We start from the raw sequence: 24,011 nt of genomic DNA, 5'->3' as shown, positions 1-24,011 counted from the left end.
GATTTTATGAATTATTATGAGCTGCGAGCTGAATTTTTACATGTCAATAGTCAGCCTGAAATTGAAAGGCAGAGTTTAAAAGATGAACAGGTGAGGCAATTATTGCGAGAATCCTTTGAAAAATCTGATTATTATCGCAAGCTAATTATAAATAATAACATTGATATAGAGGAAATAAGAAATTGTGAAGATTTATATAAGCTACCGATTATAAGTTCGGAAGTATTCTCAACTTCTATGTCAGAAGTTAGTATGAATTATGACAATATTGTTCGCTATTGTCATACTTCAGGCAGTACCGGTGCACCCAAGCGCGTGCCTTATACACGTAAAGATATTGAGCTGGCAATAATCTCTCAGGCTCGAAGCTATTTGCTTGCAGGTGTTGAACCATTCGATAAATGTTTATGTGCAATGACTTATGGTCCTTGGCCTAGTGGGATGATCTGTCATGCTGCCAGTGAAATTTTTGGTCTCACTATTCCTGCAGATTCTTTTCTAGGAATTGATCATCAGCTACAGAGCCTACAAAAAGATAAGCTGAATTATATGGTTTGCTTACCTTCATTGTTACCGAGGCTAGAGCGTTACTGTCTGGAAAAAAACGTATTGCCCGCGTCTTTGAGTATCAGGAAAATATTCGTAGTGGGTGAATTATTTTCAGAGACTTTTCGGAGTTACTATGAGGGGGTATTCAACGCCAAGTTAATTAACATGTATGCAAATACGGAATTTGGACTAATAGCGAGTGAATGCCAATATCATAACTTACATGTCTGGGAAGATTTTTTTCATGTAGAGGTTATTGATCCAGATACGGGTAAGTTATGTGAAGATGGCGTCACTGGGGAATTAGTAATAACAGCGCTGAAACGTGAAGCTCTTCCTTTGATTCGTTATAACACACACGATTTGGCTGAAATGTATAAGGAGCCATGTGAGTGTGGCCAAACTGGAGCCTATTTGGGCCCCATCAGAGGGCGTCGCGATAATATGTTCACAATCAATGGGGGAAATATATATCCAATTGTGTTGGAAAATATTGTTACAGCCATTCCTGGACTTAGCTCCTTTTACTATTGCATTATCGATAAGATTGATGGACACGATCAATTATTATTTAAAATTGAAGCTAAAGATAATGTTGATGATCAGGAGAAAGAGTATTTGGCGGGTGAGTTTTATAGAGAGTTGACTAGTTTTGATCTAACGCTTCGTATGATATTCCTTGGGCTTGAGTCTGCTTCAAGACTAAATATAGATATCCTGCAGCCTGGTATAATTAGTCAGAAATCAGGGAAGATTAAAAAAATCATAGATAGAAGATGATTTCTGCATCATCAATATCTTTTCAGTTTGTTGTTTTTGTGGTTAAGTGTTCCCCCGTATAGATGTAGTATATCGAGTAAGGTTGAGGCTGGCTTAAAGTTAAACATTGTTGGTTTGATAGGTGTGTATTTGGGTAAGCCTTACTTTTTTTTTAATAAGAATAAAGTTTCATATGGGGTGAGCTCATGTTCAGATGTTGGATTTTTGCGTATTTATTTTTGATGTCCTCTTTTTCTTTGGGGGTAGAGGTTGACAAGTCACCCTTGATAGTTGGCGATTCGATAAGCTTTTCATCCGCAATCTTAGATGAAAAGCGCACGTTGAATGTTTACCTACCAGCGAGTTATCAACGCGATACTAAAAGAAGTTACCCGGTAATCTATCTTTTAGATGGTTCTATGAATGAAGATTTTGTTCATATAGCTGGTTTGTTGCAATTTGGGTCCTTTTCCTGGATTAATATGCTACCGGAATCGATTCTTGTTGGAGTCGTAAATGTAGACAGGAAACGGGATTTTACATTCCCCTCGGCTAAGAAGCTGGATAGGCAAGAGTTTCCAACCTCTGGTGGTTCGGATAATTTTATAGGTTTTCTTGATGGAGAAGTTCAGCCTCTAATTGAAAATAATTATCGTGTAAACGGGGATTCTACTTTGATTGGCCAGTCCCTTGGGGGGCTTTTGGCTACAGAAATTCTATTTAAACGTGCAGATCTCTTCGATAATTACATCATTATTAGTCCAAGCTTGTGGTGGAGCGGAGAGTCTCTTTTGAAGAAAGTTCCTAAAGATTGCTGTGATGATAAGTCGGTCTATGTAGGTGTGGGGAAAGAAGGGGAGGTCATGGAACGGCTGGCAAGAACTTTATTCAATAAGTTAGATAATAATAAAAATAATATACACTTCGGTTATTTTGAACAGCTGGATCATGGCGATACGCTGCATCTTGCTGTATATGATGCATTTGATAAAATTTTTAATACTAAATATTTAGGTGATAAAAAGGATTAATTGGGTGCAAGCAGGCAGTAGTATTATGTCCTGATTTGTTGATCAAGTGGTTCTGTATTTTAAGATCATTTGTTTTTTGAAGGGAGGGTATTTATTAGCCCTTCCTGTAGTTCCTTTTTGTCCAGCTGGTGATATTTCCTCTTGATTTCATTGATATCCACGCTGGGCTTGGGAAAAGTCATTTTTAAGGACTCCATTGCATCTGCCACTATGGAGGCAATCGCAAGATTCCTAAACCATTTGTGGTTTGCGGGAATGACAAACCATGGAGCATGAGAGTAGCTGCATTTTTTTAGGATATCCTCAAAAGCCTGGGTGTAGGCATCCCAGTAGCTTGCCTCTGTATAATCGCTCTCGCTGATTTTCCAGTGTTTGCTTGGGTCATCAATACGCTGTTTAAAGCGTTTCAGTTGTTCATCTGCATCAATATGCAGGAAAAATTTTAATACTAGGGTGTTGTGGTCGGCTAATAATTGTTCGAAGTGGTTGATATGATCGTAGCGCTTGGACCAGATGCTCTCTGGTACCATATTATGCACCCGTTGAATTAATACATCTTCATAGTGGGATCGGTTAAAAATCGCCACATGTCCCTGTGCAGGGGTGACTTTGTGACACCTCCACAGGAAATCATGGGCGGCTTCTTCTTTAGATGGCTGCTTGAAGCTGGTTACTGTACAGCCTTGGGGATTCATTGCTCCAAGCACATGATTAATAGTGCCATCTTTACCGGAGGCATCCCGACCCTGCAGGCAGATCAATAGGGAGCGCTTGTGCTCGGCATACATAAGATATTGCTGTGCGCGAATTCTTTCATCCAATTTATCAATGACAGGCTGGGCCTCTTCGCGATTTTTATAGCAATCTTTAAAACTGGCATCGATCTTATCTAACTGTACCTTGCTGCCGGATTTTACCTGGAATGCCTCGAAGCAATTCATAGTTTTATTTCTTCATGGTAAGTTAAATGATTTGTCCATGCAGGTTGGATTAAATATCCTGCAGACGTTGATAGAGTAGCTTCTTCACCAGATCCAGAATAAACATCCACAAAATCATATAGAGCCAAACGAGCCCGATAATACGCCAGGGAATAGCAGGTACCAGCCAACCAAATCCACACATCAAAACCGTGAGCGCCTGAGTACCAACAATAGCGATAAATAACTTCATTGCGGGCAGTGGCTTTGCGAAGAAGGCAGAGCGAGATCGCACGACAAAAAGTAGTAAATGGCCGCCGGCAACAATTTGTAAAAAAATAATCGTTTGGATCTGAGACTTATCCAGGGGTATCCAGGATTGCCATTGACTGTTTTGTAGCCATTCCATACCAATCAAAAGCAGCCCCATGGTTTGTGCGATAGAAAAAATGCCGATAATGGTTGAACCCAATAATAAATCGCGCATTTCCCAATGCACCGGCTCTTTCGGCAGCAGGGTGTTGTCGTAGGCAATAGTCATAATGGGAATATCGTCAAGCAGTGCCACTAATACGATCATGACTGGGGTGAGGGGAGAAAAACCGAAGAGGATAGTGGCAAACACCACCACCACCATAATATCCAGGGTCATGGATACCCGAAAGAGCACATAATTAATAATGCGCTCAAAGATCTTGCGTGCTTCGTCAATTGCATCCACTACAGTGGAGAGGCCCGGAGCGGTGAGAATAATCGCCGCTGCGGCACGGGCCGCATCGGTGGCGCCACTAACGGCAATTCCGCAATCAGCTTGTTTTAGGGCTGGCGCATCGTTGACACCGTCTCCGGTCATTGCCACCTGGTGCCCTCTCTCTTGTAAGGCTTTTACGATTGCGTACTTATGTTCGGGGAAAACACGGCCAAAGCCATCGGCGCGCTCAACACAATCGACCACCTGCTTGGATAAGTGGTCCATATTCTCCGAGTCTGTAAAAACATCGGCGGCGGCGTAAATATTCTGCCCAATCCCCACCTGAGCAGCGATTTCTTTGCCGATAGCGACGTCGTCGCCAGTAATCATTTTTACCTGCAGCCCATGCTCCCGGGCCCGGCTGATGGTTTGTTTGGAATCATCCCGAGGCGGATCTTCTAAAGAGAGGATGCCAAGAAAGCTCCATCTTTTCCCATCATTGGAACTCGCCACACCCAGGGAGCGTAAACCCCGTGCGGCGAGTTCCTGCACGCAGTCTGAGGCTTTCTTTTCATTATCACCACTGAGCTTGCACAATTGCATCACCGCTTGGGGCGCACCTTTGCAATAAAACAAAGAATTTCCACTGTCATCGACTACTTGGGCCTGGGCACGCTTGATTACTGGGTCGAAAGGAGTGAATTCTTTAAGCTGGTAATTATTCAGTGCTTTCTTATCTTTGAGGCCGGCAAAAATTGCCTGATCGATCGGATCACTAGAACCTTTTTCCGAGGCGAGTGCCGCGGCGAGAATTAACTGTTCCGGGCTCTTGGCGACAAATAATTTGGGGTCGTGCAGGCTTAGTTGGTTCTTGGTGAGCGTTCCGGTTTTATCGGAGCAGAGAATATCGACCCCGGCAAGCTCCTCTATAGACTCCAGTCTCGAGACTATGGCTTTTTTTCGGGATAGCGCCAGGGCACCGAGCGCGTTAGTGACAGTGATTACGGAGGGCATTGCCACGGGAATCGAGGCAATTAATAGCACCAGGACTGTGCGTAAAATATTAATAATGTCCGACCAGTGCCAGCTGGGGGCCACCACTATGTCACGGTAGAGCTGGGTACCTACCAGTAACAAAGCCAGCACCAGGCACAGCACTATCAGGAAATCGCCAATATGAGTAACGGCTTTTTGTGAGTGGGAGGCGCCCTGTCCGGCACCGGCTACCAGCTTTGCGGTGCGGCCAAAAAAAGTATTGCGCCCGGTGCCAATTGTAACGGCGGTCATTTCACCGCGCTTGGCGATACTACTGGAATAACCGATGTCTCCTATTTTTTTGCTGACCGGCAATGACTCACCCGTAAGTGCAGCCTGATCGATACTGATGGATTTGCCATCGACAAAGCGCACATCTGCGGGCACCACTTGGCCGAGCTTGATTCGTACAATATCCCCGGGAACCACATCGGCGGCGTCAATGGTATGAAAACTACCATCGCGCAACACCTCCGCCTGCGGCGCCATGCTGGCCTTGAGCGCGGCTAGGGCATTGGAGGCCTTGTGCTCCTGCCAAAATCCCGCCACCGCGTTGTAAAGTAGTAGCGCCATAATAATGGCGAAGTCAGGCCAGTGACCGATAAGTGCCGATAGCAGGGCGGCGGCTTCGATCATCCAGGGAATGGGCCCCCAAAAAAAACGCAGAAACTTGAGTAGTGCGCTTTGTTCTTTCTCCTGGATGCTATTGGGGCCATAGCGTTGTAGACGTGTCTCGGCCTCGGCCTGGCTTAACCCCTGAGGTGAGGTGTTGAGTGCCTGGTAAATGGAAGGTAAATCGGCTTTCTGCAGGTCAACCTGGGAGCCTTTTAAGTCGGCTTTACTGGCGTTTCCGCTTTCGGATTTTGGCCCGGGTATTGGCACGGATCGATTCCGCCTGTTGAAAATAATTTCCCGTCGAATGGTCCGCCTGTTAACGACAGTTGGGGTTAAATACGGCTAATCGTTATTGAATGATTGGGCGGTGCATCCATATTAATTGAACATTATAGGCTGTGATCTGATGGGCACCCGTAGCTAATAATTTTCACCTTGATCAGCTTAAAGACATCCTTTTTTAAAGGTGTCCAGGCTGAAGTCCCAAAAGGCTTTAACGCGTGCTGAATTGCGCATTTGAGGATGAGAAAGTAACCAGAAATGGCTTTGGAACTCTTTAAGCTCGAATACTTTCTTTAGTTTGTAAGGTTGCACCATTTTTTGGTCCCCTTCGGGCAAAATGGCAAAACCCAGTTTTGCATTGGCTGCACCTGCCGCCGCCAATACCGAATTACAGTAAATTACTTTGCGGCTATTCTTAAATATTTTTTCACTCCAGCGACCAATCGGCAAACTCAAACCGCGATAACCAATAATATTCTGCTGCTTAATCTCATCCAGTGTCATTGGACCGCTAACCAAGTCTGGATGGGCAAAAATATGCCAGTTGATATCAAAGAGCTTCTTGGCAATGAGGTTATCCGGAGCGCTAGGTGATCCACGAAAGGCAATGTCCGCCTCCCTCTTCTCCAGTGATAGGTGTTCCGCCGAGTCTATGAGTTCAAATTCAACTTTGGGGTGGTGTAAGCGAAAGGCGGCACAGAGTTTTGGGATCACCTCATAAGAGTAAGAGCCGATTGAGGTAATACGGATAATGCCTTCCATTTCCAGGTTTTTAATGCCGGTATTCAAGGCAATGGCATTGATATTCTCAGCGGCTCTTCTGGCGTGTTCTAAAGCCGCATTCCCTTCGTCTGTGAGGAAATAGCCCTGCCTGTCTGCCACGAAAAGCTGGCAGCCAAGATCTTTTTCCAAGGCCTGCAGACGCCTCCAGGCGGTGGAATGGTTTACCCCCAAGGCTTTGGCTGCACTCTGTAGGGAGCCGTGATCTGCCACGGCTATCAGGTATCGAAGATCGTTCCAGTCCATTATTTTGCATTTATGCAATTATAAATTGCATAAATTGATAATTTAGTTGCCGATTTGCAGAAATTATAGTCTCCGCATCATTGATGTTCACTAGCTGGAGAGACTATGAGTCACAAAATTCTTGCCGTTTATGCCTCTGCCTTAGGGGACCATTCGACTTCCAGGTCACTGGCTAAGCACTGGCTGTCACGACAGGCTGCCACTGAAGTCACCGAGTTGGATTTAAGTATTAACCCGGTTCCGCATTTGAGCGGTGAAATGGTAAGTGCTTTCTTCACCCCTGAGGAACAGAAAAGTGCAGCCCAGAAAGCGCTAACGGAGTATTCGAACAATCTTATTGAACAGGTCAAAAATGCAGATACGGTACTGATTGCAGCACCCATGTATAACTTTGGTAGCCCATCTACTCTGAAAGCTTGGTTTGATCACTTAGCGCGGGCCGGAGTGACTTTTACGTACACAGAAAATGGACCAGAGGGTTTGATTAGAGATACCAAAGTGGTCTTGGTCACGACATCTGGGGGTTTCTATAAAGATTCTGTTATTGATTTTCATGTGCCCTACATCAAGCATTTTCTCTCATTTATTGGCATTGACGATGTCACGGTCATTTATGCCGAAGGGCTGAATATGGGGGATGACCACAAAGAGACTGCCTTAACTCAGGCTAAGGTAGCTTTGGAAGCAATCTGATCTATGAGGCGCACAGCAAAGTAAAATAAAGCAAAGTAAAAAAGCCGGCTTTGGGCCGGCGGAGAAGCAGACGTCGAAAGGATAAATGACGTTGCAGAGAGACAGAAAAACCAACTTATAGCCCTGGGAGAGATACTGCAGTTTTTCTGAAATTGGCAGCCGGTGGTTGTTGCCACCAGCTGGTAAAATTTTTTGACGGGCTGTTAAAGCCTGAAGTTAATTATTGTTTCGCAATACACCGGCGCCAGCGGCGGGCAAAACCAGCGTGTTTTCTCTCAGCTCCATTGCAAACAGGCCTGGAGTAATATCCTCGGCCCCAAAAAACTCTTGTGGCAGAGCGTAGCTTTCCTCAGTGGCGCCTAGGTTCAGGGCGACCAGGTACACTTCCTGTTCTGCGCGGCGCACGAACACCAATAAATCATTGCCGGTATCGAGCACTTCCTGTTGTGCGGTTGCCAGACTTTGGGGCAGTTGCCGGTGCCATTCAATCAATGCACGGAACTGGTTGAGCATAGAGTGCTGGCTGTCTTGCTGCAGATTCACGGCTAAGTTCCGGTGACTCTGGGAAATCGGTAACCAGGGCTTCCCGCTGGTGAAGCCGGCTTGATCAGCGCTATCGGTCCAGGGCATAGGCGTGCGGCAGCCATCGCGGCCTTTGAACTCGGGCCAAAGGTTAATACCGTAGGGGTCCACCAAATCCTCAAAGGCGATATCCGCTTCCGCCAGACCCAGCTCTTCCCCCTGATACAGGCATAGGCTACCGCGTAGGGCAAGTTGCATCAGTAGGAACAGCGGCGCGCGCTTTTGCGCTAGCTCCAGACTAAGGCCGCGGTTCCAGCGGGTGATAGAGCGCGGCACATCGTGATTGCTAATGGACCAGCAGGGCCATCCTTTTTCAATTACCGCGCGGTTCTTTTCCAGGGTTTCGCGCAGGAATTGCGCGCTGCAATCCTCGGTTAATAAATCGAAGGAATAGGCCATATGTAGGCGCTGCTCCGTGGTGTAGTCCGCCATGATCTTATGGGTATTATCGTCACCCACTTCGCCCACGGTAACGGTACCCGGGTATTGATCCATCAGTTGGCGCACACGCTGTAAAAACACCAGGTTTTCTGGCTGGGATTTGTCGTTCTTGTGCCATTGGTAATCGTAGTGATTGACCGGCGGCAGTCCTTTTTGATCCAGCTTAAGCGGGCGGGGAGGATTATCGCTGAGGGCCTGTTGGTGGAAGATAAAATTCACCGCATCCAGTCGGAAACCATCCACACCGCGATCCAGCCAAAATTTCATATCCGCCAGCAACTGCGCCTGCACCTCGGGGTTGTGCACATTGAGATCCGGTTGCTCTTTGAGGAAGTTGGCCAGGTAGTATTGGCGGCGGCGGGTACACCAACGCCAGGAGCCACCACCGAAAACAGATACCCAGTTATTGGGCGGGTTGCCATCGGCTTTAGGGTCCTGCCACACATACCAGTCGGCTTTGGGGTTGTCGCGGCTGCAGCGGCTCTCCTCGAACCAGGGGTGCTGATCTGAGGTGTGGCTCAGAATCTGATCGATAATAACTTTTAGGCCGCGGGCATGGGCGGCCTCAATTAAGCAGTCGAAATCCTGCAGATTGCCGAAAATCGGGTCCACATCGCGGTAGTCCGCCACGTCATACCCAAAATCCACCATGGGGGATTTAAAGAAGGGGGATATCCAAATAGCGTCCACACCGAGGGATTTCACGTAATCCAGCTTCTGGGTGATACCTGGCAGGTCGCCGATACCATCGCCGTTGGCGTCGCAGAAACTGCGGGGGTAAATCTGGTAAATAACGCTGTTGCGCCACCACTCGGTGCTGTTGCCGCTCATGGATTACTGCCTTGTCTCATTATTCGAAGGGTGGGGCGAGCCCACTCAGGAAAGGATAGGGTGAGTATGGCGAAGGGCGGAGCCGCGTTCCTCCTCCCCATAGAGGGGGGGAGGGGCTGACCGGGGGGATTTAGAACAGGAGTAACAAGTTTCGGGAACTGCTCAAATAGAGATGTGGAGAAATCCTGCGGTGGCGTTTTGCGCACATCCTTGTGCCCCGACTCGCAGTTATTCCTATGGGCGGTCCTGCACCGAGCGCAGCATTTGTTCGGCCAGGGTAATCGCTTCCTGGCGGTCTTTGACATCCAGCTTTTGGTAGAGGCTGCGGATGTGGGTTTTGATGGTACTCGGCGCCACTTTGAAATGCCTGGCGATACGCTCGTTCGAAAGGCCTGAATGAATAGCGTTTAAAACCTGCCACTCCCTTGGAGTGAGTGGTGAGTGACGCAGAAAATCCGGTACCGCGTCGCTGGCGAGAATCTCGCGAATAATAGTGTCGTCCAGCTCAATACGAATGCCACCGTCCAACTCCGGCTGTTGCTGGGCGAGTTTAATCAGTACTTGGGCCTTGTCGGTGGATGCCTCATCCAAGCCCCTTTCCAGCGCAGCCTTGAGAATCACGATCAGGGGTTTGCCAATTTGTAGAAAGCTGGCGCGAAATCCTCTACCTGCGGCCAGTAGTAGTGCCTCGCTAATGGCCTCCACGGCCTCACCGTGCTGTTCGCGCAGCCACAACAGGTGGGATTCCAGCACACGGTTGCGCAGGCGATCGGTGACTAAATGACACTCTTCCGCGACCTGTTGCAGGCGGCTCAGCAGGCGATTGGCGTCGGACCAGCGGTGCAGTTCGATCAGTGCGCGCACATGGTTGCGGCCGTGACACTGTTCAAAGTGATTACTGGGCCTGTCTGCAACTGGCGCAGCTTGCTCCAACCAGCTGGCAATGGCTTGTTGGTTGTTCAGGGCGCGCCAGGTGCGAATACGCGCGGCATCGGCATTGGCAACCCAGTCGCGGTGGTAGCGCCCATCTGAGAGTAAGCGGTCGATGCGGGCCAGCCACTCCAGCGACTCCTCTTTTTCTCCGCGCGCCTGGGCGAGCTTCAGCAGCAGCGTGTATTCCGGCAGTAGCCAGTGTTCACCCACCTTACGGTTGATCTGCATTCCCCGCCGGGCCGAGTGCTCGGCGCTCTCCAAATCCCCCTTTTCCCACTGCAGCTGCCCGAGCAGGCGGCAGACAAACTCGGCGATGGGCAGGGTGGAGAGGTGGTGTTTCTGCACCAGGTTGGACACCTTTTTCTGCAGTGAGGCAGATTTTTGTAGAAGCCCCTGGGCGAAGGCGATCTCACTCTGTTGGCAGATGGCCCAGGCGGCGCTGGGAATATCTCCCTCGGCGATGGCCAGGGCCTCCACCTCCAACATATGGGTCGCGGCGGGCTCTAATGCGCCCAGGCAAAAACTGGTCTCACCGGTGACAAGCAGTGCCGAAATCCGCTCGCCTAGTTGGTTGGGCTGTAAAAGTCCCAGGGCCTCTTCAGCATACTCTTTGGCCTGCAGGGTCTGGCCGCGGGCGATGGCCACTTGGGCGCGCATGGTGGCGAAGGCCCCTTCAAACTGACGCCATTGCTGTGGGTCCTGCCGCTGCAGCCAGCTCTCGGCGGTGGCGAGCATTTTCTCGCACTGGTCGTATTCAAAATTCTCCCGCGCCATTTTTGCCGAGAGCAGGGTGAAGCGCGCACTTTGCTGCAACGCCTCACTGCCGAGCCATTCCAGGCAATCACGCAACAGGCGCGACTGCCCACCGCGCAGCAGTATTTCTCCCTGGCTATCGAGCAACTGACACAGGCGCTCGCGGTCACTGCCAGCGAGGGCATGGCGCAGGGCTTCCACCGGCTGTTCCATGTCCTGCCAGGAATCACAAGCGAGAGCGTGCAGGTGCAACAGCTGCTCTCGATTGGTGAGCTGGCGTTGCAGGAAGCGGGCGAAGACTGGGTGGAAGCGGAACCATTGGCGGCTGGAGTCCTGGGCCTGCAGGAAGAGTCCGCGCCGCGCCGCCTCTTCCAGCAGTTGCTGGCCATCGTTGCGGCCACTCAGACGTTCCGCCAGCTGGGCATTGACACGGGTGAGGATCGAAGTGCGAGCGAGTAACTCGCGCAGCTCTGGCTCCAGCCTTTCCAGCACTTCTTCGGCCAGATAGTCGAGGATATGGCTGTGGCCCTGCTCCAGTTCCGTCAGGTAGCGGTCTACTTCTTGGCGATCGCGCACCGACAGGGCGAACAGTTGTACCGCGGGTGGCCAACCCTCGCTCAGGTGGTGCAGTTGAGCGGCGCGGTCGCCATCGAGATTAAATGGCAAGCGCTGCTTCAGCAGACGTGCGATCTCTTCGGTATTCAGGGCCAGTTGATCGCTGCCCAGCTCTAATAGTCGGCCTTGTACGCGCAGGGTGGCCAGCCCCAGGGGCGGCTGGCTGCGGCTGGTGAGAAGGACCCCGACGCCTGGCGGTGCGTGGCGCAACAGGAAGCGAGTGACGCTGTGCACCGCCTGGTTGTCGATATGGTGGTAGTCGTCGAGCACTATGCGCAGTTCGCTGGGCAAACTGCGCAGTTCACCCAGCAGATGACTGATGACAGTTGTTGGATCCGGACTTTGTGGCGCAGCCAATAAGCGACAGGTTTGCGGTACGCCTTTGCCGGTAGCGCGATGCACGCTTTCTACCAGATAACGACAAAACTGGCTCGGTTCATTGTCGCTGGCATCAAGGGTATACCAGGCCATTGGATTTTCCTGCGTCGAGGCCCAGGAAGTGACCAGCGTGGTTTTACCGTAGCCCGCTGGTGCAGTCACAAGCAGCAGCTGGTCGCTGTGGCTGTCGTCGAGCAGTGCCAGTAAGCGCGGGCGCACCAGGGTATGCTCGGGGCAGTCCGGCAGGCTGTATTTGGAAGTTAAAAGCATCGCTGCGGGCAGGATTGTTTTAAATGTCTGATTTTTATACAGGGATATTATGCACTAGCGGAGCGCTTTTGTGACAGATTTGCGCCGAGGATAGGACGACTTGCTGGATTCTCTTTGGCTAATACTAGAAGTGGCTTTGCTTATGACGGTATATTGATCGGCGGATCCAATCAGTCTTACCGATCCAGCCCAAAGAGACAAAACAATCAGAAAAAGACCCTGCGGCCAGTTTTTGGCTTGCGGTGTCCGGTGTCAGGAACACATCCCTGTGTTCACCGAGACCGGCGTAGAGCTACCCGACAGCGTTATCTGCTTTCCCGGCTGACATTCGTTGCCGTAATACACGAACGTTTGTACGCAGTGGGGGATTCTTGGATCACTGGATTATGAAAAAACAGAGTTATTTCCGAAAAAAATTTGGTGAATAACTGATGCCGTCAGGGAAGTAGGTGCGGCTTCGACAACAACAATAAAAAAGAGGGAGTTATGGCCGATATTGTGGTTTTGGCAGCGCCGGCTGTGGATGCCGCACACAGGAACTGTGTAAAGTACTTGTTTTCCATGCTCAGGGAAAACCTGGGTGACAACTGGGCGCGCCTTCATTGCGATACTTTTCCTACTGTGGAAGCACTGACAGGTAATACCCAGCGAGTATTTGAAGATATGCGCAAGTGCGAGGTGGATAGTCTGCGCGCGCGCAAATTCCTGCTCAACACCCTGGCTGAGAACTCGGCGCAATTGGGGGATATCCATAGCCGTAGTGGTCTCTACGAGAGGACCCAGACCGCCATTTATCAAACTCTACAAAAGGCTGCAGCCGCCGCTGGCGATTGCGCTCCGGTGTTGCTTATCAGTCATTCGGCCAGCTGTATTAGCTTGTCCAACTATTTGTGGGATGCCCAGCGGCCCAGTGTAAACCACGGTGTCTGGCGCGAGGGCGGGCCAGCCGAGGTGCGCAAGGGCTCCGCACGGGAACGCTTTTTGCGCCTGAAAACGCTCAGCCATTGGTATACCCTCGGGGCTGGCACGCCGCTGTGGTTTGGGGCCAAGCAGCGGGATCAGATCCAGGCGGTGGCTACGACTTCTCGCGGGTATCAATTCCGCTGGAAAAATTTCTACCATCCGGATGACCTGCTCGGCTGGCCCCTAAAGCCTCTCAGCCCCAGTTACAACCAAGCGGTATTTCGGGATTACGCGACAAAGCCACTGTCCGATCCAGACAATGCCCTGGCCGGTCCGCAGCTACTGCCACCGGAGGATTACTGGCGCAATACATTGGTGTGGGAGCAGCTCGGCAAAGACCTGCGCGCTCTTCTGCAAAACACCAAACCAATGGCAGGCGCATCCGCACAGCGATCTCGGCGGGCAGTCGCGGTATAATTGCGGCACTAGCTACTACTCCCGAATAAGGATGGGTTTTACCATGTCGCTGCAATTTCACTCGGTCCCGGTCACTCCTTTTCAGCAGAATTGCACCTTGCTCTGGTGCGAAGATAGCAAGCGTGCCGCAGTGGTGGACCCGGGTGGCGACCTCGACAAAATTCTGGCGGCTGCGCAAGAGCGCGGGCTCAACATTGAGAAAATCCTGCTTACCCACGGTCATCTGGATCACGTGGGTGGTACTGCGGCGCTCTCTAAACAATTGCAGTTGCCGGTTGAGGGCCCCCATGAGGGCGATGGTTTCTGGATCGAGCAGTTGCCGGTGCAGGCGCAGATGTTCGGTTTTCCTTCAGTGGAGGTGTTCACCCCCGATCGTTGGTTGCAGCAGGGCGATACCGTGACTGTCGGCGACCAGGAGTTGGAGGTGCATCACTGCCCTGGCCATACCCCGGGACATGTGATCTTTTTCCATCGTCCGAGCGAGTTGGCACTGGTGGGCGATGTGCTGTTTGCTGGTTCTATTGGCCGCACCGATTTCCCCCAGGGGGATCACGATACTTTGATTCGTTCGATCACCGAGCGCCTGTGGCCACTGGGTGACGATGTACGCTTTGTCCCGGGTCACGGTCCTATGTCCACTTTTGGTCAGGAGCGTCAGACCAATCCGTTCGTCGCCGATAAACGTTTCGGCTGATAGGCGGTACCGGCAAAACAATAATCCATCGGGAGACCCTTCCCATGCCTGTAAAGCTGAGTATTTTCCTGTTGACACTGGCCACTGCTATTAGTGGTTGCGCTGTTATTTCCGAGGCGGATTGCCGCAGTGGGCTCTGGTATGAGCGCGGCCTACATGACGGCGCCCGCGGGCGCTCCCAGGCGCTGGTGTACGATATCGCCAAGGAATGCCAAAGTTACGAAATCTATGTGGACAGCGAGGCTTGGTTGCAGGGCCACGAAGAGGGCGTGGAACAATTTTGTACCGCTGAAAATGGCTACGCTCAGGGACGTCAGGGGCGAAAATATGAGGGCGTATGCACTGGGCCCACCGCAGATATTTTTTTGCAGAATTACCAGCGTGGCCTGGCCGACTATCGCGTAGCGCAGCAATATCGCGATTTATTGTGGCGTCGGGATAATTTAGAACGTGAGCTTTACTCCCTACATCGGGCCCTTAGGCACAGTGATAGCGACAACCAGAGGCGTGCGCTTTACTTCCAGCACAGCCGACTCGAATGGGAGTTGCGCATGTTGGATTTAGAACTGCACCGTTATGGCCTTTTCGGCCCAGACTATTTCACGCCGGGTTTTTATCCGCGTGGCTTTTTTTCATCCGGTTTTTTTTACTGGTGAATTTAGTGGGCTGATATGGCTAGTCAATTCAGTCATTTCCCCCGACCCCAGTTTGGATTTTCAAGAGAGTTATTCCCATGGCAATTTGGCACGTTACTCCCACCCTGGAAGAGATTAACCGGGGCACCGCCCAGTGTATGCCCGGGTATCTGGGCCTGGAGATTACCGCAATCGGTGAGGATTACCTGGAGGGCAAGTTGCCGGTGGATCATCGCACTCGCCAGCCGTTCGGTATTCTACATGGCGGTGCCAATGTGGTGTTGGCGGAAACCCTGGGATCTATCGGTGCCAATTTGCTGGTGGATACCAGTAAGTTTTACTGCGTTGGCCAGGAGATTAATGCCAATCATCTGCGTCCTGTGCCGGAGGGTGAAGTTACTGGCCGGGCCAAGCCGGTACATATCGGGCGCACCAGCCAGGTGTGGGAAATTCTGATTTACGCCCCCAATGGCAAACTGAGTTGTATCTCCCGAATTACCATGGCAGTTGTGGCTCATGCCGCTGGGTAAACTTTACCGGGTTTTATTGAGGCGGTTTTTATGAGTGAAGTGCGGGAATATTTTTTTGAAGATATTCCCTACCGCTTGGTGCGTTCGGCAAGGCGCAAGCGCCTGGGTCTGGTATTGGCTCAATCCGGCGTGGAAGTTCGTATTCCTCAGCGCTGCGCTGCCCGCCACGGCCATCAGTTTTTGCAGGAAAATATCCAGTGGGTACGCGCCCAATTGCTCGCTGCCAACCAGCGTGCGGCACAGGTGCCACAATATCGGTTTGAGTTTGGTGAGCACTTTCCTTGGCTGGGTAAAATGCGCCCCTTGGAGCGCGCGTCTAATCGAGGTGGTGCGGCAATCACCGAAGAGGCCATTCATCTCTATACCTTATCGCCAACCCCCACAGCGCAGCAATTACAGGGGGCCCTACAGCGCCTCTACCAGCGCGAGGCGTTGGCCCTGTTAACAAAAAAGTCCCAGCACTTGGCCGAACAACTGGACTTGCAGTTTTCCACACTGCGAATTCGGCGCACCAAGAGTAAGTGGGGGCACTGCAGTATTCGTGGAGACCTGCAATACAACTGGTTGGTATGCCTGGCACCGGAACCGGTGGTGGATTATCTGGTGGCCCATGAGGTCAGCCATTTGCGTCACCATAATCACGGCCGCGATTTTTGGCTGCTAGTACAGAGTGTTTGCCCTCGCTATAAGGAGCTGCGCCGCTGGTTGCGCGATAATGGCCACCGCCTCACGGTATAGACTTTACCGAAAGGTCCCATTGATTTCAGATGTTTTGAATATTCAGTAATTTCCTATGAGCAGAAAACCGCGTTTTATCACTCCGCGTAAGACGGTAAAAAAATTTTTGCCCACCCAGGCAGAAGCCTGCGTGGAAAAATTCAGCCACGATATGCGCGGTCTTGCCCGTGTGGGTAAAAAAACAGTATTTATCGATAATGCCCTGCCTGGTGAAGAAGTGCGTTTTCGTTATAGCACTCATCGGGCTCGCTTCGATGAAGGTGTTACCAGTGAGATAATTCAGGCTTCGCCACTGCGCTGTGAACCGCGCTGCCCCCATGTGTCCCTGTGCGGGGGCTGCTCCCTGCAACACTTGCAGGCCGATGCACAAATTGTCGAAAAACAAAAAATCTTGTTGGATCAGCTGGCCCGTTTTGGTGATATTAAACCTGAGGAAATTTTGCCTCCACTACTAGCAGAACCTTACGGCTACCGGCGCAAGGCGCGTATCGGTATTCGCCTGGTGAAATCGGCAAAAGGTAAAAAACTCGTTTTTGGTTTTCGCAAAAAGCGCAGCAACGATTTGACCGATATCGATGAGTGCCATGTTTTGCACCCCTCCATCGCTCAACATATTCCCGCGTTGAAGCAACTGGTGGCGGAGAGCGAGGGGCGCGCGCACTTTTCCCAGTTGGAAGTGGCAGTCGGTGATGATGTGGCGGCCTTAGTGTTACGACACCTGCAGCCTTTATCGGAAAGGGATCGACAGCGCTGGCAAGACTTCGCTAAATCATCAGGTATACACATGTATATACAACCTGGTGATGCGGCTTCAATTCAGCCCCTGTGGCCACAGAATGGCGAGAATTACCTCAGTTATCGTCTGCCGGCATTTGACCTGAGCCTGCACTTCCAGCCGATGGATTTCTTCCAGGTGAATTTCGAGGTCAACCGACAGATGGTGAGCCGCGCTGTGCAGTTATTGGACCCGCAACCCGGCGAGAGGGTGCTGGATCTTTTCTGCGGATTGGGAAATTTCACCCTGCCATTGGCACGCCGCGCCGGGGAGGTCATCGGTATCGAAGGCCTGGGTGCTCTCACTCAAAGGGGCAAGGATAATGCCGAACTTAATGGGCTGAACAATGTGCGCTTTCACACTGCCGACCTGAACGAGGAAATGGTGAAAAAGGCCTGGGCCAGCGACGGCTTCGATAAAATTTTGCTGGACCCACCGCGCGATGGCGCCCTGCAGGCGGTGCGTGGTATCGCCCGCTTTAAGGCGCAGAAAATTGTTTACGTATCTTGTAACCCGGCGACCCTGGCCCGGGATGCGGGGGAATTGACGCAGCTGGGTTACCGTCTTAAGCAGGCCTGTGTTATGGATATGTTTCCGCAAACAGCCCATGTGGAATCCATGGCGGTATTTGAGCTGGATTCCTAAAGCCATTTATTCAATTTTTTTCCGTCTCTGTGTGTCATTTAAAAAGTCCTGAGGAGCGGAGGTAAAGCAGTTTTACCTGATGCCAGAGCAGTGGCCTGTGCGTTGGTACGGGGGGCAAACTGGCGTAAACTGCTGGCAAACTTATCAAGCGAAGATGTTATGCAAAGCGAACCCTTAACTGATGATTTTGAAGAAAACTGCGCACGTTTTTTGCCAGAGGCTGCCGAACAGGGCTGCGTCTGGGCGCTGCAGGGGGAAGAGGGCTTTGCGTTGTGCGAATCCGAAAAACGCCCACAGACCGAGGTGATGCCCTTTTGGTCCCAGCGGGAATTTGCCCAGGCACACTGTGAGGGCGATTGGGCGGAATACCAGGCGGTAGCTATCGACCTGGAAGAATTTATGGATGACTGGCTCACCGGTATGCACGAGGATGTACTGCTGGTGGGGCTGAACTGGAACGATGAGCTGGACGGTGTGGAGCTGGAACCCATCGACCTGCTGGAGCAATTGGAGCAGGAGCTGCAATAAGCTGCGCCATAGTGCCCCACCCAGCGGATAAAAATTAAACAACGGGGTGTCTTAATGGAGCAGTTTCTCGGCCTGAGTACAGTAATTTACGGTGTAACAGATATTGCAGAGGCCCGTGCCTGGTATGCGCAGCTGCTGCAGAAAGAACCCTATTTCGATAGCGATTGCTATGTGGGTTTTCATCTCGGCCATTGTGAACTGGGCCTGAATCCGGATGCGCGCAGCGCGATCAGCCGCGCGGATGGGGTGATCGCCTACTGGGCGGTTGCGGATATGGCCGCACAGGTCGAGCGTCTTGGAGCCATGGGTGCGCGACAACACAGCGATGTGGTGGATGTTGGCGAGGGCGTACTGATGGCGAGTTTTCTCGATCCTTACGGCAATATTATTGGCTTGATTGAGCAACCCCAGGCCGTGTCGGAGGATTCGAACCAGTAAACGGAGCAGTCCCCGTGAACAAACCACCAGTTTCCAGTTTTCGAAAATCTCCTGATAGCTTTGCCGCAGAGAGCCTTGCCCAAATTGGCCGTGGCTATGTGGCGCCAGACAGAGTCGCTCTGATTACGGGATGTTCCAGTGGTATTGGTCGCGAGCTGGCCCTGGCCTTGCATCGCCGCGGTACTATTGTTATCGCTACCGCTCGACGCCCGGAAAGCCTGCAGGAACTGGCGGACCTGGGCATCGCTACCGAAGCTTTGGATGTTAATAGCCAGGCAGATATTAACCGGGTGCTACACGCTCTCAAGGCCGCCTACGGTCGCCTGGATATATTGATCAACAACGCCGGTTACGGGCAGATGGGCCCACTGATGGAGCTGGATACCCGTTCCTTGGAAAACCAATTTCGCACCAATGTATTTGCACCGCTGGCATTGGCGCGCGCCAGTGTGCCGTTGATGCGCTCGGGCAAGGGCGCTGTAATTTGTAATATCGGTTCCGTATCCGGTGTTTTGGCTACCCCTTTCTCTGGGGCCTACTGCGCTTCCAAAGCGGCCCTGCACACACTCTCGGAAGTCTTGCGCCTGGAACTGAAACCTTTTGGCATTCGCGTAATGACAGTGCAACCCGGGGCTATTGCCTCGGAGTTCGGCCGCCACGCGGAAGTATCACTGCGCGGTCTCTTGCCCCCAGATTCAATGTATAAGCGCCAGGAGGAAGTGGTGCGCGCCCGCGCACAGGAATCTCAACAAAATGCCACCCTGGCCAGTTCCCTGGCACGTAAGTTAGTACGTGAACTACTACGTAAACGGCCGCGCACACTGGTGCGTATCGGCAATCGCAGCCGCCTGTTGCCCTGGCTTGCGCGCTGGTTACCGCATAAATTGCGGGACTGGATTTTATTGCGCCGTTTCAAGTTAAACCGTTTGGCACACAAGGTATAAGTGAGGCTTAGGACTGCCTCCCCGGTGTTTTTCATTTGAGTGATTAATTACTTTTCTGCTCGATGCATTACTAAAATTATCCACATAAAATTTTTAGCCATTAACTAACAGTCGCGCCTGTGATTCAGCCAGTCCTTCACTTCTGAAAAACTACCGCGAAATAGGATAGGGCTGTCACGCTTTTCCATCAGGTGGTTGTAACCACCATCGTAATATTCTCGCAATAAACACATCACCAGTGGAATATAGGCCTCACTGTTTCCACTCTGTTGTAATTCTCGATTTGCATCCATAAGTTGTGCATCCAATGTTTGATGGCGTAATCCACCGAGGCGCTTGCGGATTTTACTCAGGTTGTTGCGCAGTTCTTCTCCCAATGTCGCTGCGGAGTTGCCAGTAGTTTTAAAGCGCGGCAGGGCCTCACACACATAATCTTGCACAATACGTCGGGCTCGTTGCTCCAGCGGTTCCTCCACCAGGACTCTGGGAGCGCTTTTCATGGCATTTTGTAATACTGGGGGCAGGGCACAGCGGCCAATAAGCCGGCTTTCATCCTCGATAAAAACTGGTCCGGTAGCTTGCGACAGCTTGAGTAAATCGATACCCACATGGTTTTCAAAATCGATTTGAGAAGGCTGATCACAACCCGTACGGCCAAAGCTGGAGCCGCGGTGCTTGGCAATCCCCTCCAGATCGAGTGCGCGTTCTGCACCCTGGATTAACTCTGTCTTACCACTGCCGGTGTGACCGGCAATAACGATCAGCGGCAGCTCTTGGCTCAGGCCTTCTAGCTGGCTGAGCAGATAGGTGCGCATAGCCTTGTAGCCACCATCAATCAGTGGATAATCAATTCCCACATCTCGCAATAATTGCTGTGTAGTGCGCGAGCGCAGGCCGCCACGAAAACAGTAAAGGTAACCCTGGGGGTGGCGATGAATAAATGTACTCCAAACGTTGAGCCTATGCTCTACGACTTTATCCGTGGCTAGTTGCCATCCCAAATCAATAGCGGCCTGTTGCCCCTGCTGTTTGTACTCGGTACCAATTAACTCCCGCTGACGGTCGTCTAATAGTGGGTAGTTTTCTGCATGGGGAAATGCTCCGCGCTGAAACTCAACCGGTGCTCGTACATCCATCAGCGGAATATCGTGTAGGAATAGATCACGGTAATTCGTAGTATTTTTGCGCAAGGAGGGTCTCCAATATTGCTGTGGAGAGCTTCACTCATTAATGAGGGCTGACCACTCTGAGGCTCTTATAGAGTTAATCAAAGAAACTTTGGTCGATTGTAAGGCTTTTGCTTGTTTGTACGCCAATCCACTTTAGCGGTTAACCGAATAAAATGGCTCCAGGGTATGTCACCACCAATAATTGAGGAGCTAGTAGAGCATTAGTCGCGAATACTTGTGGCTAATTAGCTGAAGGTGTATGTAACGCTTTGGGTTAATTTAGGGCAGGGCGCTTTATGCTCAATTAATAAATAAGAAGAAAAGATATGGTTAGTAATAGGGTGAGAATTTCAATAGGGAGCAGTTATTAATAATTTGGTATCGGTTATGGTTTGGATGTCATAATTTTTGGTGAAATTTGACGCCACTAAAATACCTGGGCAGAAAATATCTCCAGATATTCCAATATTTTTATCTAATTTTACACTTTGCCCTATTAGCATAAGTCCAATTAAAATTTCCCTTAATCGTAATAAGAAATATAGATTTCCTATTGGTCCATAAAACTATTGGAAGATTGCTCTCGACTTCCATTGAAACCGAGCCATTGAACTTGGTTGGCGCAAATTATGCCTCTAAACGATCAGTGAAGAGTGGTCTTCCGGCGCCTTTATTCCCGTCAATACCTTATCCTTGTATACCCTGAATGAGTTGCCCCGTGGAATTCTTCATGAGTGCTTCATTCAGGAAATACGTATTTATGACCCTAGATCAGTTGCTTATTCTAATCATTATCGCGATTACGATAGCGCTGTTTATCTGGGGGCCTTGGCGCCACGATATGGTGGCGCTCTCTTCCCTGCTCGCTTGTGTGTTTTTTGGATTAATTCCCCCTGAAAAAGCATTTACTGGATTTGGTCATCCGGCAGTGGTCACTGTGGCCTGCGTGCTGATCCTCAGTCGTGGCCTGCAGAATACCGGAGCTATGGGAGCCCTGGCCCAGCGGGTAGTGCCTCGAAGCGGCAATATCACAGTATCAATGTTACTTCTGACTGGGCTCGGTGCTCTTTTATCAGGGTTTATGAACAATGTGGGGGCTTTGGCGCTGTTGATGCCGGTAGCGGCGGATATGGCGGAAAAACAGGGCCTGGCCCCGGGTAAGGTGCTAATGCCCTTGTCTTTCGCCACGATACTCGGTGGCATGACTACCCTGATTGGTACGCCGCCAAACTTGGTGGTCTCCGGTTTCCGCGACAGCGCCGGGGCCGGCAGTTACGGCATGTTCGATTTCACCCCGGTGGGCTTGGCAGTGACCCTGGTTGGCCTGCTCTTTATCGGTCTGCTTGGCTGGCGCCTGGTGCCAGGTCGCGGCCAAGCGGGTGCATCCAGTTTCGATACTGGGACCTACCTCACCGAGGCACTGGTTGGGGAAAAGAGCGCGGCAGTGGGTAAGAGCCTGGGTGAAATTGGCAAAGTATTGGGGGCTGAGGATGCACAGGTAGTCGGGTTGGTACAAAGCGATGCTCGGGTAGCGGCAGTAGCGCCCTGGCAGCGGGTGCAAAGCGGGGACATTCTGGTAATCGAGGCAGAGCCCGCATCCTTAGCAGCGAGTCTTACCAGGCTTGGACTCACCATGGTTGGTGGGGCTGAGACAGAAAAAGACAAGAAAGTGGTTGTACAGCTGGGAGGGGCAAAGCCGCTGCAGGACGAGGATTCTCGGGATAAGAGTAAGGATAAGAGCGTCCCCGCCGGTGAGGAAATGCAGTTGCGCGAACTGGTTGTAATGCCCAATTCTATTTTGGTGGGGCGCTCAACTCAGTTTTTACACCTTTCGACCAACTACCAGATTAATCTGCTGGCCCTCTCCCGGCGCGGACGCCGATCGGTGAAGCGCCTGCGTTCTACGCCGTTGCAGGCGGGCGATGCCCTGCTGATGATGGGTCCCGATAACCATCTCAATAGGTTTGCCCGGGAACAGGGCTGCGTGCCCCTGGCTCAGCGGGATATCGGCATGCCGAACAAGGAGAAGGCTGTCATTGCCCTGCTTGCTATGGCATTGGGAGTTGCGGGTGCAGCCTTTGGCCTGGTCCCCGCAGCGGTCTCATTTGCTACCTGCGTGCTGGCTTTTATGGCACTCAAGGTTGTGCCGCTGCGAAACATTTACGAGGCCTTGGATGGCTCTGTGATTGTTTTGTTGGGCACATTGATCGCAGTGGCCGAGGTGATGGAAAGTACAGGGGCGGCGGACTTGGTGGCACAGGTGTTGCTGGATAGTTTGGCTCAGGGTAGTTCGGTATTGGCTCTGGTGTTGATATTGATCGTTACCATGACACTGTCGGACTTTATGAACAATGTGGCCACTGCGGCGGTGATGTGTTCAATTGCCATTAGTACCGCTGAACAACTGGCGGTGAATCCGGACAGCTTTCTAATGGCTGTGGCCATCGGCTCATCCTGCGCTTTTCTAACCCCGGTGGGCCACCAGAACAATACCTTGATTCTGGGGCCGGGGGGGTTCGATTTTGGTGATTATTGGCGCATGGGGCTACCCCTGGAGATACTAGTGGTGCTTGTGAGTATCCCCATGTTGCTGTGGGTATGGCCGCTCTAAGCTCAGGCGATGGAGTCGTCCACAGGCTGCGCTAATTCCGCAAGATAGTTGCTACAAAAGCGCAGTATATCGGTCACTGTGACGATACCCACCAGTTCTCCTTCGCGCATGACCAGCACCGAGCCGATACCCGTATCGGCCATAGCCATTAGGATTTTATCCAACGGATCATGGATATCGGCAATAAAGGGCCGGCGTGCGCACAGGTCGTGGACATAGAGTTGTTGCTCTTCCAGTCGGTGTCCAGGGGCGTTGGCCCTTTCGATATCTCCCTTGGAGATGACCGTTTCCAGATCCCCGGCACGGGTTACTGGCAGATGGCGCACCTTGTGCTCTTCCATTAGCGAAAGGGCATCCTCAACGGTGGCATCAATATCGATGTGATAGGGAAACGGCGTCATCAGAGCCGCTAAAGTGGGCATGTGATGAATATTATGGGTATTGGACATAGCGAGCGTCAGGTATCCAATGGTTTTTGGCAATGAGCGCTATAACAAAAGTCAGCGCAATAATTTGCAAT

The 24,011-nt window shown here is 51.3% G+C and carries 20 protein-coding genes; 13 read left to right on the top strand and 7 right to left on the bottom strand.

The features are described 5' to 3' along the window. The first annotated feature begins 6 nt into the window (after positions 1-6). The gene (locus ACJJIJ_RS15595) at positions 7-1,329 is read left to right on the top strand and encodes a phenylacetate--CoA ligase family protein (protein WP_444937846.1); all 1,323 of its coding nucleotides are present in this window, start codon (positions 7-9) and stop codon (positions 1,327-1,329) included. Positions 1,330-1,514: 185 nt separating this feature from the next. Further along, complete coding sequence (locus tag ACJJIJ_RS15590) at positions 1,515-2,339, top strand: alpha/beta hydrolase (protein ID WP_444937845.1); 825 nt, start codon at positions 1,515-1,517, stop codon at positions 2,337-2,339. A 65-nt stretch (positions 2,340-2,404) separates the two neighbouring features. Here ACJJIJ_RS15590 and ACJJIJ_RS15585 read toward each other — a convergent pair whose 3' ends face one another. The 3 genes from ACJJIJ_RS15585 to ACJJIJ_RS15575 form a co-directional block, all read right to left on the bottom strand. Next, positions 2,405-3,280 carry a polyphosphate kinase 2 family protein gene (locus tag ACJJIJ_RS15585; protein ID WP_252083459.1) on the bottom strand — a complete coding sequence of 292 codons (876 nt, stop codon included), beginning with the start codon at positions 3,278-3,280 and terminating at the stop codon, positions 2,405-2,407. Positions 3,281-3,329: 49 nt separating this feature from the next. After that, complete coding sequence (locus tag ACJJIJ_RS15580; RefSeq protein ID WP_252083458.1) at positions 3,330-5,867, bottom strand: plasma-membrane proton-efflux P-type ATPase; 2,538 nt, start codon at positions 5,865-5,867, stop codon at positions 3,330-3,332. 177 nt (positions 5,868-6,044) lie between these two features. Beyond that, entirely contained in the window at positions 6,045-6,908 is an 864-nt protein-coding gene (locus tag ACJJIJ_RS15575) for a LysR family transcriptional regulator (RefSeq protein ID WP_444937844.1), read from the bottom strand. Between the two features lie 105 nt (positions 6,909-7,013). Between ACJJIJ_RS15575 and ACJJIJ_RS15570 the strand changes: the two genes are divergently transcribed. Further along, the gene (locus tag ACJJIJ_RS15570; RefSeq protein WP_444937843.1) at positions 7,014-7,601 is read left to right on the top strand and encodes an FMN-dependent NADH-azoreductase; all 588 of its coding nucleotides are present in this window, start codon (positions 7,014-7,016) and stop codon (positions 7,599-7,601) included. 216 nt (positions 7,602-7,817) lie between these two features. Here the strand turns inward: ACJJIJ_RS15570 and ACJJIJ_RS15565 are convergent, their stop codons facing one another. Together ACJJIJ_RS15565 and malT are read right to left on the bottom strand one after the other, a co-directional pair. Then, positions 7,818-9,455, bottom strand: coding sequence for an alpha-amylase family glycosyl hydrolase (locus ACJJIJ_RS15565; protein ID WP_444937842.1), 1,638 nt, complete (start codon positions 9,453-9,455; stop codon positions 7,818-7,820). A 234-nt stretch (positions 9,456-9,689) separates the two neighbouring features. Beyond that, a complete protein-coding gene (gene malT / locus ACJJIJ_RS15560; RefSeq protein WP_444937841.1) occupies positions 9,690-12,404 on the bottom strand; it encodes an HTH-type transcriptional regulator MalT in 2,715 nt (904 codons plus the stop codon). A 486-nt stretch (positions 12,405-12,890) separates the two neighbouring features. On the opposite strand from malT, the gene ACJJIJ_RS15555 reads away from it, so the two are divergent. From ACJJIJ_RS15555 to ACJJIJ_RS15515, 9 genes are all read left to right on the top strand, one after another. Further along, positions 12,891-13,784 (top strand): hypothetical protein, encoded by an 894-nt coding sequence (locus tag ACJJIJ_RS15555; protein ID WP_444937840.1) that lies wholly within the window; start codon positions 12,891-12,893, stop codon positions 13,782-13,784. Between the two features lie 43 nt (positions 13,785-13,827). After that, positions 13,828-14,478: an MBL fold metallo-hydrolase gene (locus ACJJIJ_RS15550; protein ID WP_444887305.1), complete on the top strand. Its 651-nt coding sequence runs from the start codon at positions 13,828-13,830 to the stop codon at positions 14,476-14,478. Between the two features lie 44 nt (positions 14,479-14,522). After that, entirely contained in the window at positions 14,523-15,134 is a 612-nt protein-coding gene (locus tag ACJJIJ_RS15545; protein WP_444937839.1) for a DUF2799 domain-containing protein, read from the top strand. Between the two features lie 77 nt (positions 15,135-15,211). Next, entirely contained in the window at positions 15,212-15,643 is a 432-nt protein-coding gene (locus ACJJIJ_RS15540) for a hotdog fold thioesterase (RefSeq protein WP_152455066.1), read from the top strand. A 30-nt stretch (positions 15,644-15,673) separates the two neighbouring features. Continuing rightward, the gene (locus ACJJIJ_RS15535) at positions 15,674-16,381 is read left to right on the top strand and encodes a M48 family metallopeptidase (RefSeq protein WP_444937838.1); all 708 of its coding nucleotides are present in this window, start codon (positions 15,674-15,676) and stop codon (positions 16,379-16,381) included. Between the two features lie 55 nt (positions 16,382-16,436). Next, positions 16,437-17,801 carry a 23S rRNA (uracil(1939)-C(5))-methyltransferase RlmD gene (gene rlmD / locus ACJJIJ_RS15530; RefSeq protein WP_444937837.1) on the top strand — a complete coding sequence of 455 codons (1,365 nt, stop codon included), beginning with the start codon at positions 16,437-16,439 and terminating at the stop codon, positions 17,799-17,801. Between the two features lie 159 nt (positions 17,802-17,960). Continuing rightward, positions 17,961-18,329 (top strand): DUF2750 domain-containing protein, encoded by a 369-nt coding sequence (locus ACJJIJ_RS15525; protein WP_444937836.1) that lies wholly within the window; start codon positions 17,961-17,963, stop codon positions 18,327-18,329. A gap of 54 nt (positions 18,330-18,383) precedes the next feature. Next, positions 18,384-18,767, top strand: a complete 384-nt coding sequence (locus ACJJIJ_RS15520; protein WP_444889288.1) for a VOC family protein — start codon at positions 18,384-18,386, stop codon at positions 18,765-18,767. A 14-nt stretch (positions 18,768-18,781) separates the two neighbouring features. Continuing rightward, positions 18,782-19,711: an SDR family oxidoreductase gene (locus tag ACJJIJ_RS15515; protein WP_444937835.1), complete on the top strand. Its 930-nt coding sequence runs from the start codon at positions 18,782-18,784 to the stop codon at positions 19,709-19,711. Positions 19,712-19,815: 104 nt separating this feature from the next. Here the strand turns inward: ACJJIJ_RS15515 and mnmH are convergent, their stop codons facing one another. Beyond that, positions 19,816-20,901 (bottom strand): tRNA 2-selenouridine(34) synthase MnmH, encoded by a 1,086-nt coding sequence (gene mnmH, locus ACJJIJ_RS15510; RefSeq protein WP_444937834.1) that lies wholly within the window; start codon positions 20,899-20,901, stop codon positions 19,816-19,818. A 709-nt stretch (positions 20,902-21,610) separates the two neighbouring features. On the opposite strand from mnmH, the gene ACJJIJ_RS15505 reads away from it, so the two are divergent. After that, the gene (locus tag ACJJIJ_RS15505) at positions 21,611-23,491 is read left to right on the top strand and encodes an SLC13 family permease (protein WP_444937833.1); all 1,881 of its coding nucleotides are present in this window, start codon (positions 21,611-21,613) and stop codon (positions 23,489-23,491) included. 2 nt (positions 23,492-23,493) lie between these two features. On the opposite strand, the gene ACJJIJ_RS15500 is transcribed toward ACJJIJ_RS15505, so the two are convergent. After that, positions 23,494-23,940, bottom strand: coding sequence for a CBS domain-containing protein (locus ACJJIJ_RS15500; RefSeq protein WP_444889292.1), 447 nt, complete (start codon positions 23,938-23,940; stop codon positions 23,494-23,496). Positions 23,941-24,011: the final 71 nt, after the last annotated feature.

This window comes from Microbulbifer mixtoriginis (SeqCode), assembly GCF_052467945.1.
The sequence above is the reverse complement of the archived record's forward strand: the minus strand, read 5'-3'. Positions and strand labels throughout refer to the sequence as shown.

Excerpts from the sequence above, each read along its gene's own strand:
- ACJJIJ_RS15570 (WP_444937843.1), top strand. The coding sequence starts at position 7,014 with ATGAGTCACAAAATTCTTGCCGTTTATGCCTCTGCCTTAGGGGACCAT.
- ACJJIJ_RS15535 (WP_444937838.1), top strand. The coding sequence starts at position 15,674 with ATGAGTGAAGTGCGGGAATATTTTTTTGAAGATATTCCCTACCGCTTG.
- ACJJIJ_RS15585 (WP_252083459.1), bottom strand. The coding sequence starts at position 3,280 with ATGAATTGCTTCGAGGCATTCCAGGTAAAATCCGGCAGCAAGGTACAG.
- ACJJIJ_RS15525 (WP_444937836.1), top strand. The coding sequence starts at position 17,961 with ATGCAAAGCGAACCCTTAACTGATGATTTTGAAGAAAACTGCGCACGT.
- malT (WP_444937841.1), bottom strand. The coding sequence starts at position 12,404 with ATGCTTTTAACTTCCAAATACAGCCTGCCGGACTGCCCCGAGCATACC.
- ACJJIJ_RS15540 (WP_152455066.1), top strand. The coding sequence starts at position 15,212 with ATGGCAATTTGGCACGTTACTCCCACCCTGGAAGAGATTAACCGGGGC.
- rlmD (WP_444937837.1), top strand. The coding sequence starts at position 16,437 with ATGAGCAGAAAACCGCGTTTTATCACTCCGCGTAAGACGGTAAAAAAA.
- ACJJIJ_RS15520 (WP_444889288.1), top strand. The coding sequence starts at position 18,384 with ATGGAGCAGTTTCTCGGCCTGAGTACAGTAATTTACGGTGTAACAGAT.
- ACJJIJ_RS15575 (WP_444937844.1), bottom strand. The coding sequence starts at position 6,908 with ATGGACTGGAACGATCTTCGATACCTGATAGCCGTGGCAGATCACGGC.
- ACJJIJ_RS15565 (WP_444937842.1), bottom strand. The coding sequence starts at position 9,455 with ATGAGCGGCAACAGCACCGAGTGGTGGCGCAACAGCGTTATTTACCAG.
- ACJJIJ_RS15550 (WP_444887305.1), top strand. The coding sequence starts at position 13,828 with ATGTCGCTGCAATTTCACTCGGTCCCGGTCACTCCTTTTCAGCAGAAT.
- ACJJIJ_RS15545 (WP_444937839.1), top strand. The coding sequence starts at position 14,523 with ATGCCTGTAAAGCTGAGTATTTTCCTGTTGACACTGGCCACTGCTATT.
- ACJJIJ_RS15595 (WP_444937846.1), top strand. The coding sequence starts at position 7 with ATGAATTATTATGAGCTGCGAGCTGAATTTTTACATGTCAATAGTCAG.
- ACJJIJ_RS15500 (WP_444889292.1), bottom strand. The coding sequence starts at position 23,940 with ATGTCCAATACCCATAATATTCATCACATGCCCACTTTAGCGGCTCTG.
- ACJJIJ_RS15555 (WP_444937840.1), top strand. The coding sequence starts at position 12,891 with ATGGCCGATATTGTGGTTTTGGCAGCGCCGGCTGTGGATGCCGCACAC.
- ACJJIJ_RS15505 (WP_444937833.1), top strand. The coding sequence starts at position 21,611 with ATGAGTGCTTCATTCAGGAAATACGTATTTATGACCCTAGATCAGTTG.
- ACJJIJ_RS15590 (WP_444937845.1), top strand. The coding sequence starts at position 1,515 with ATGTTCAGATGTTGGATTTTTGCGTATTTATTTTTGATGTCCTCTTTT.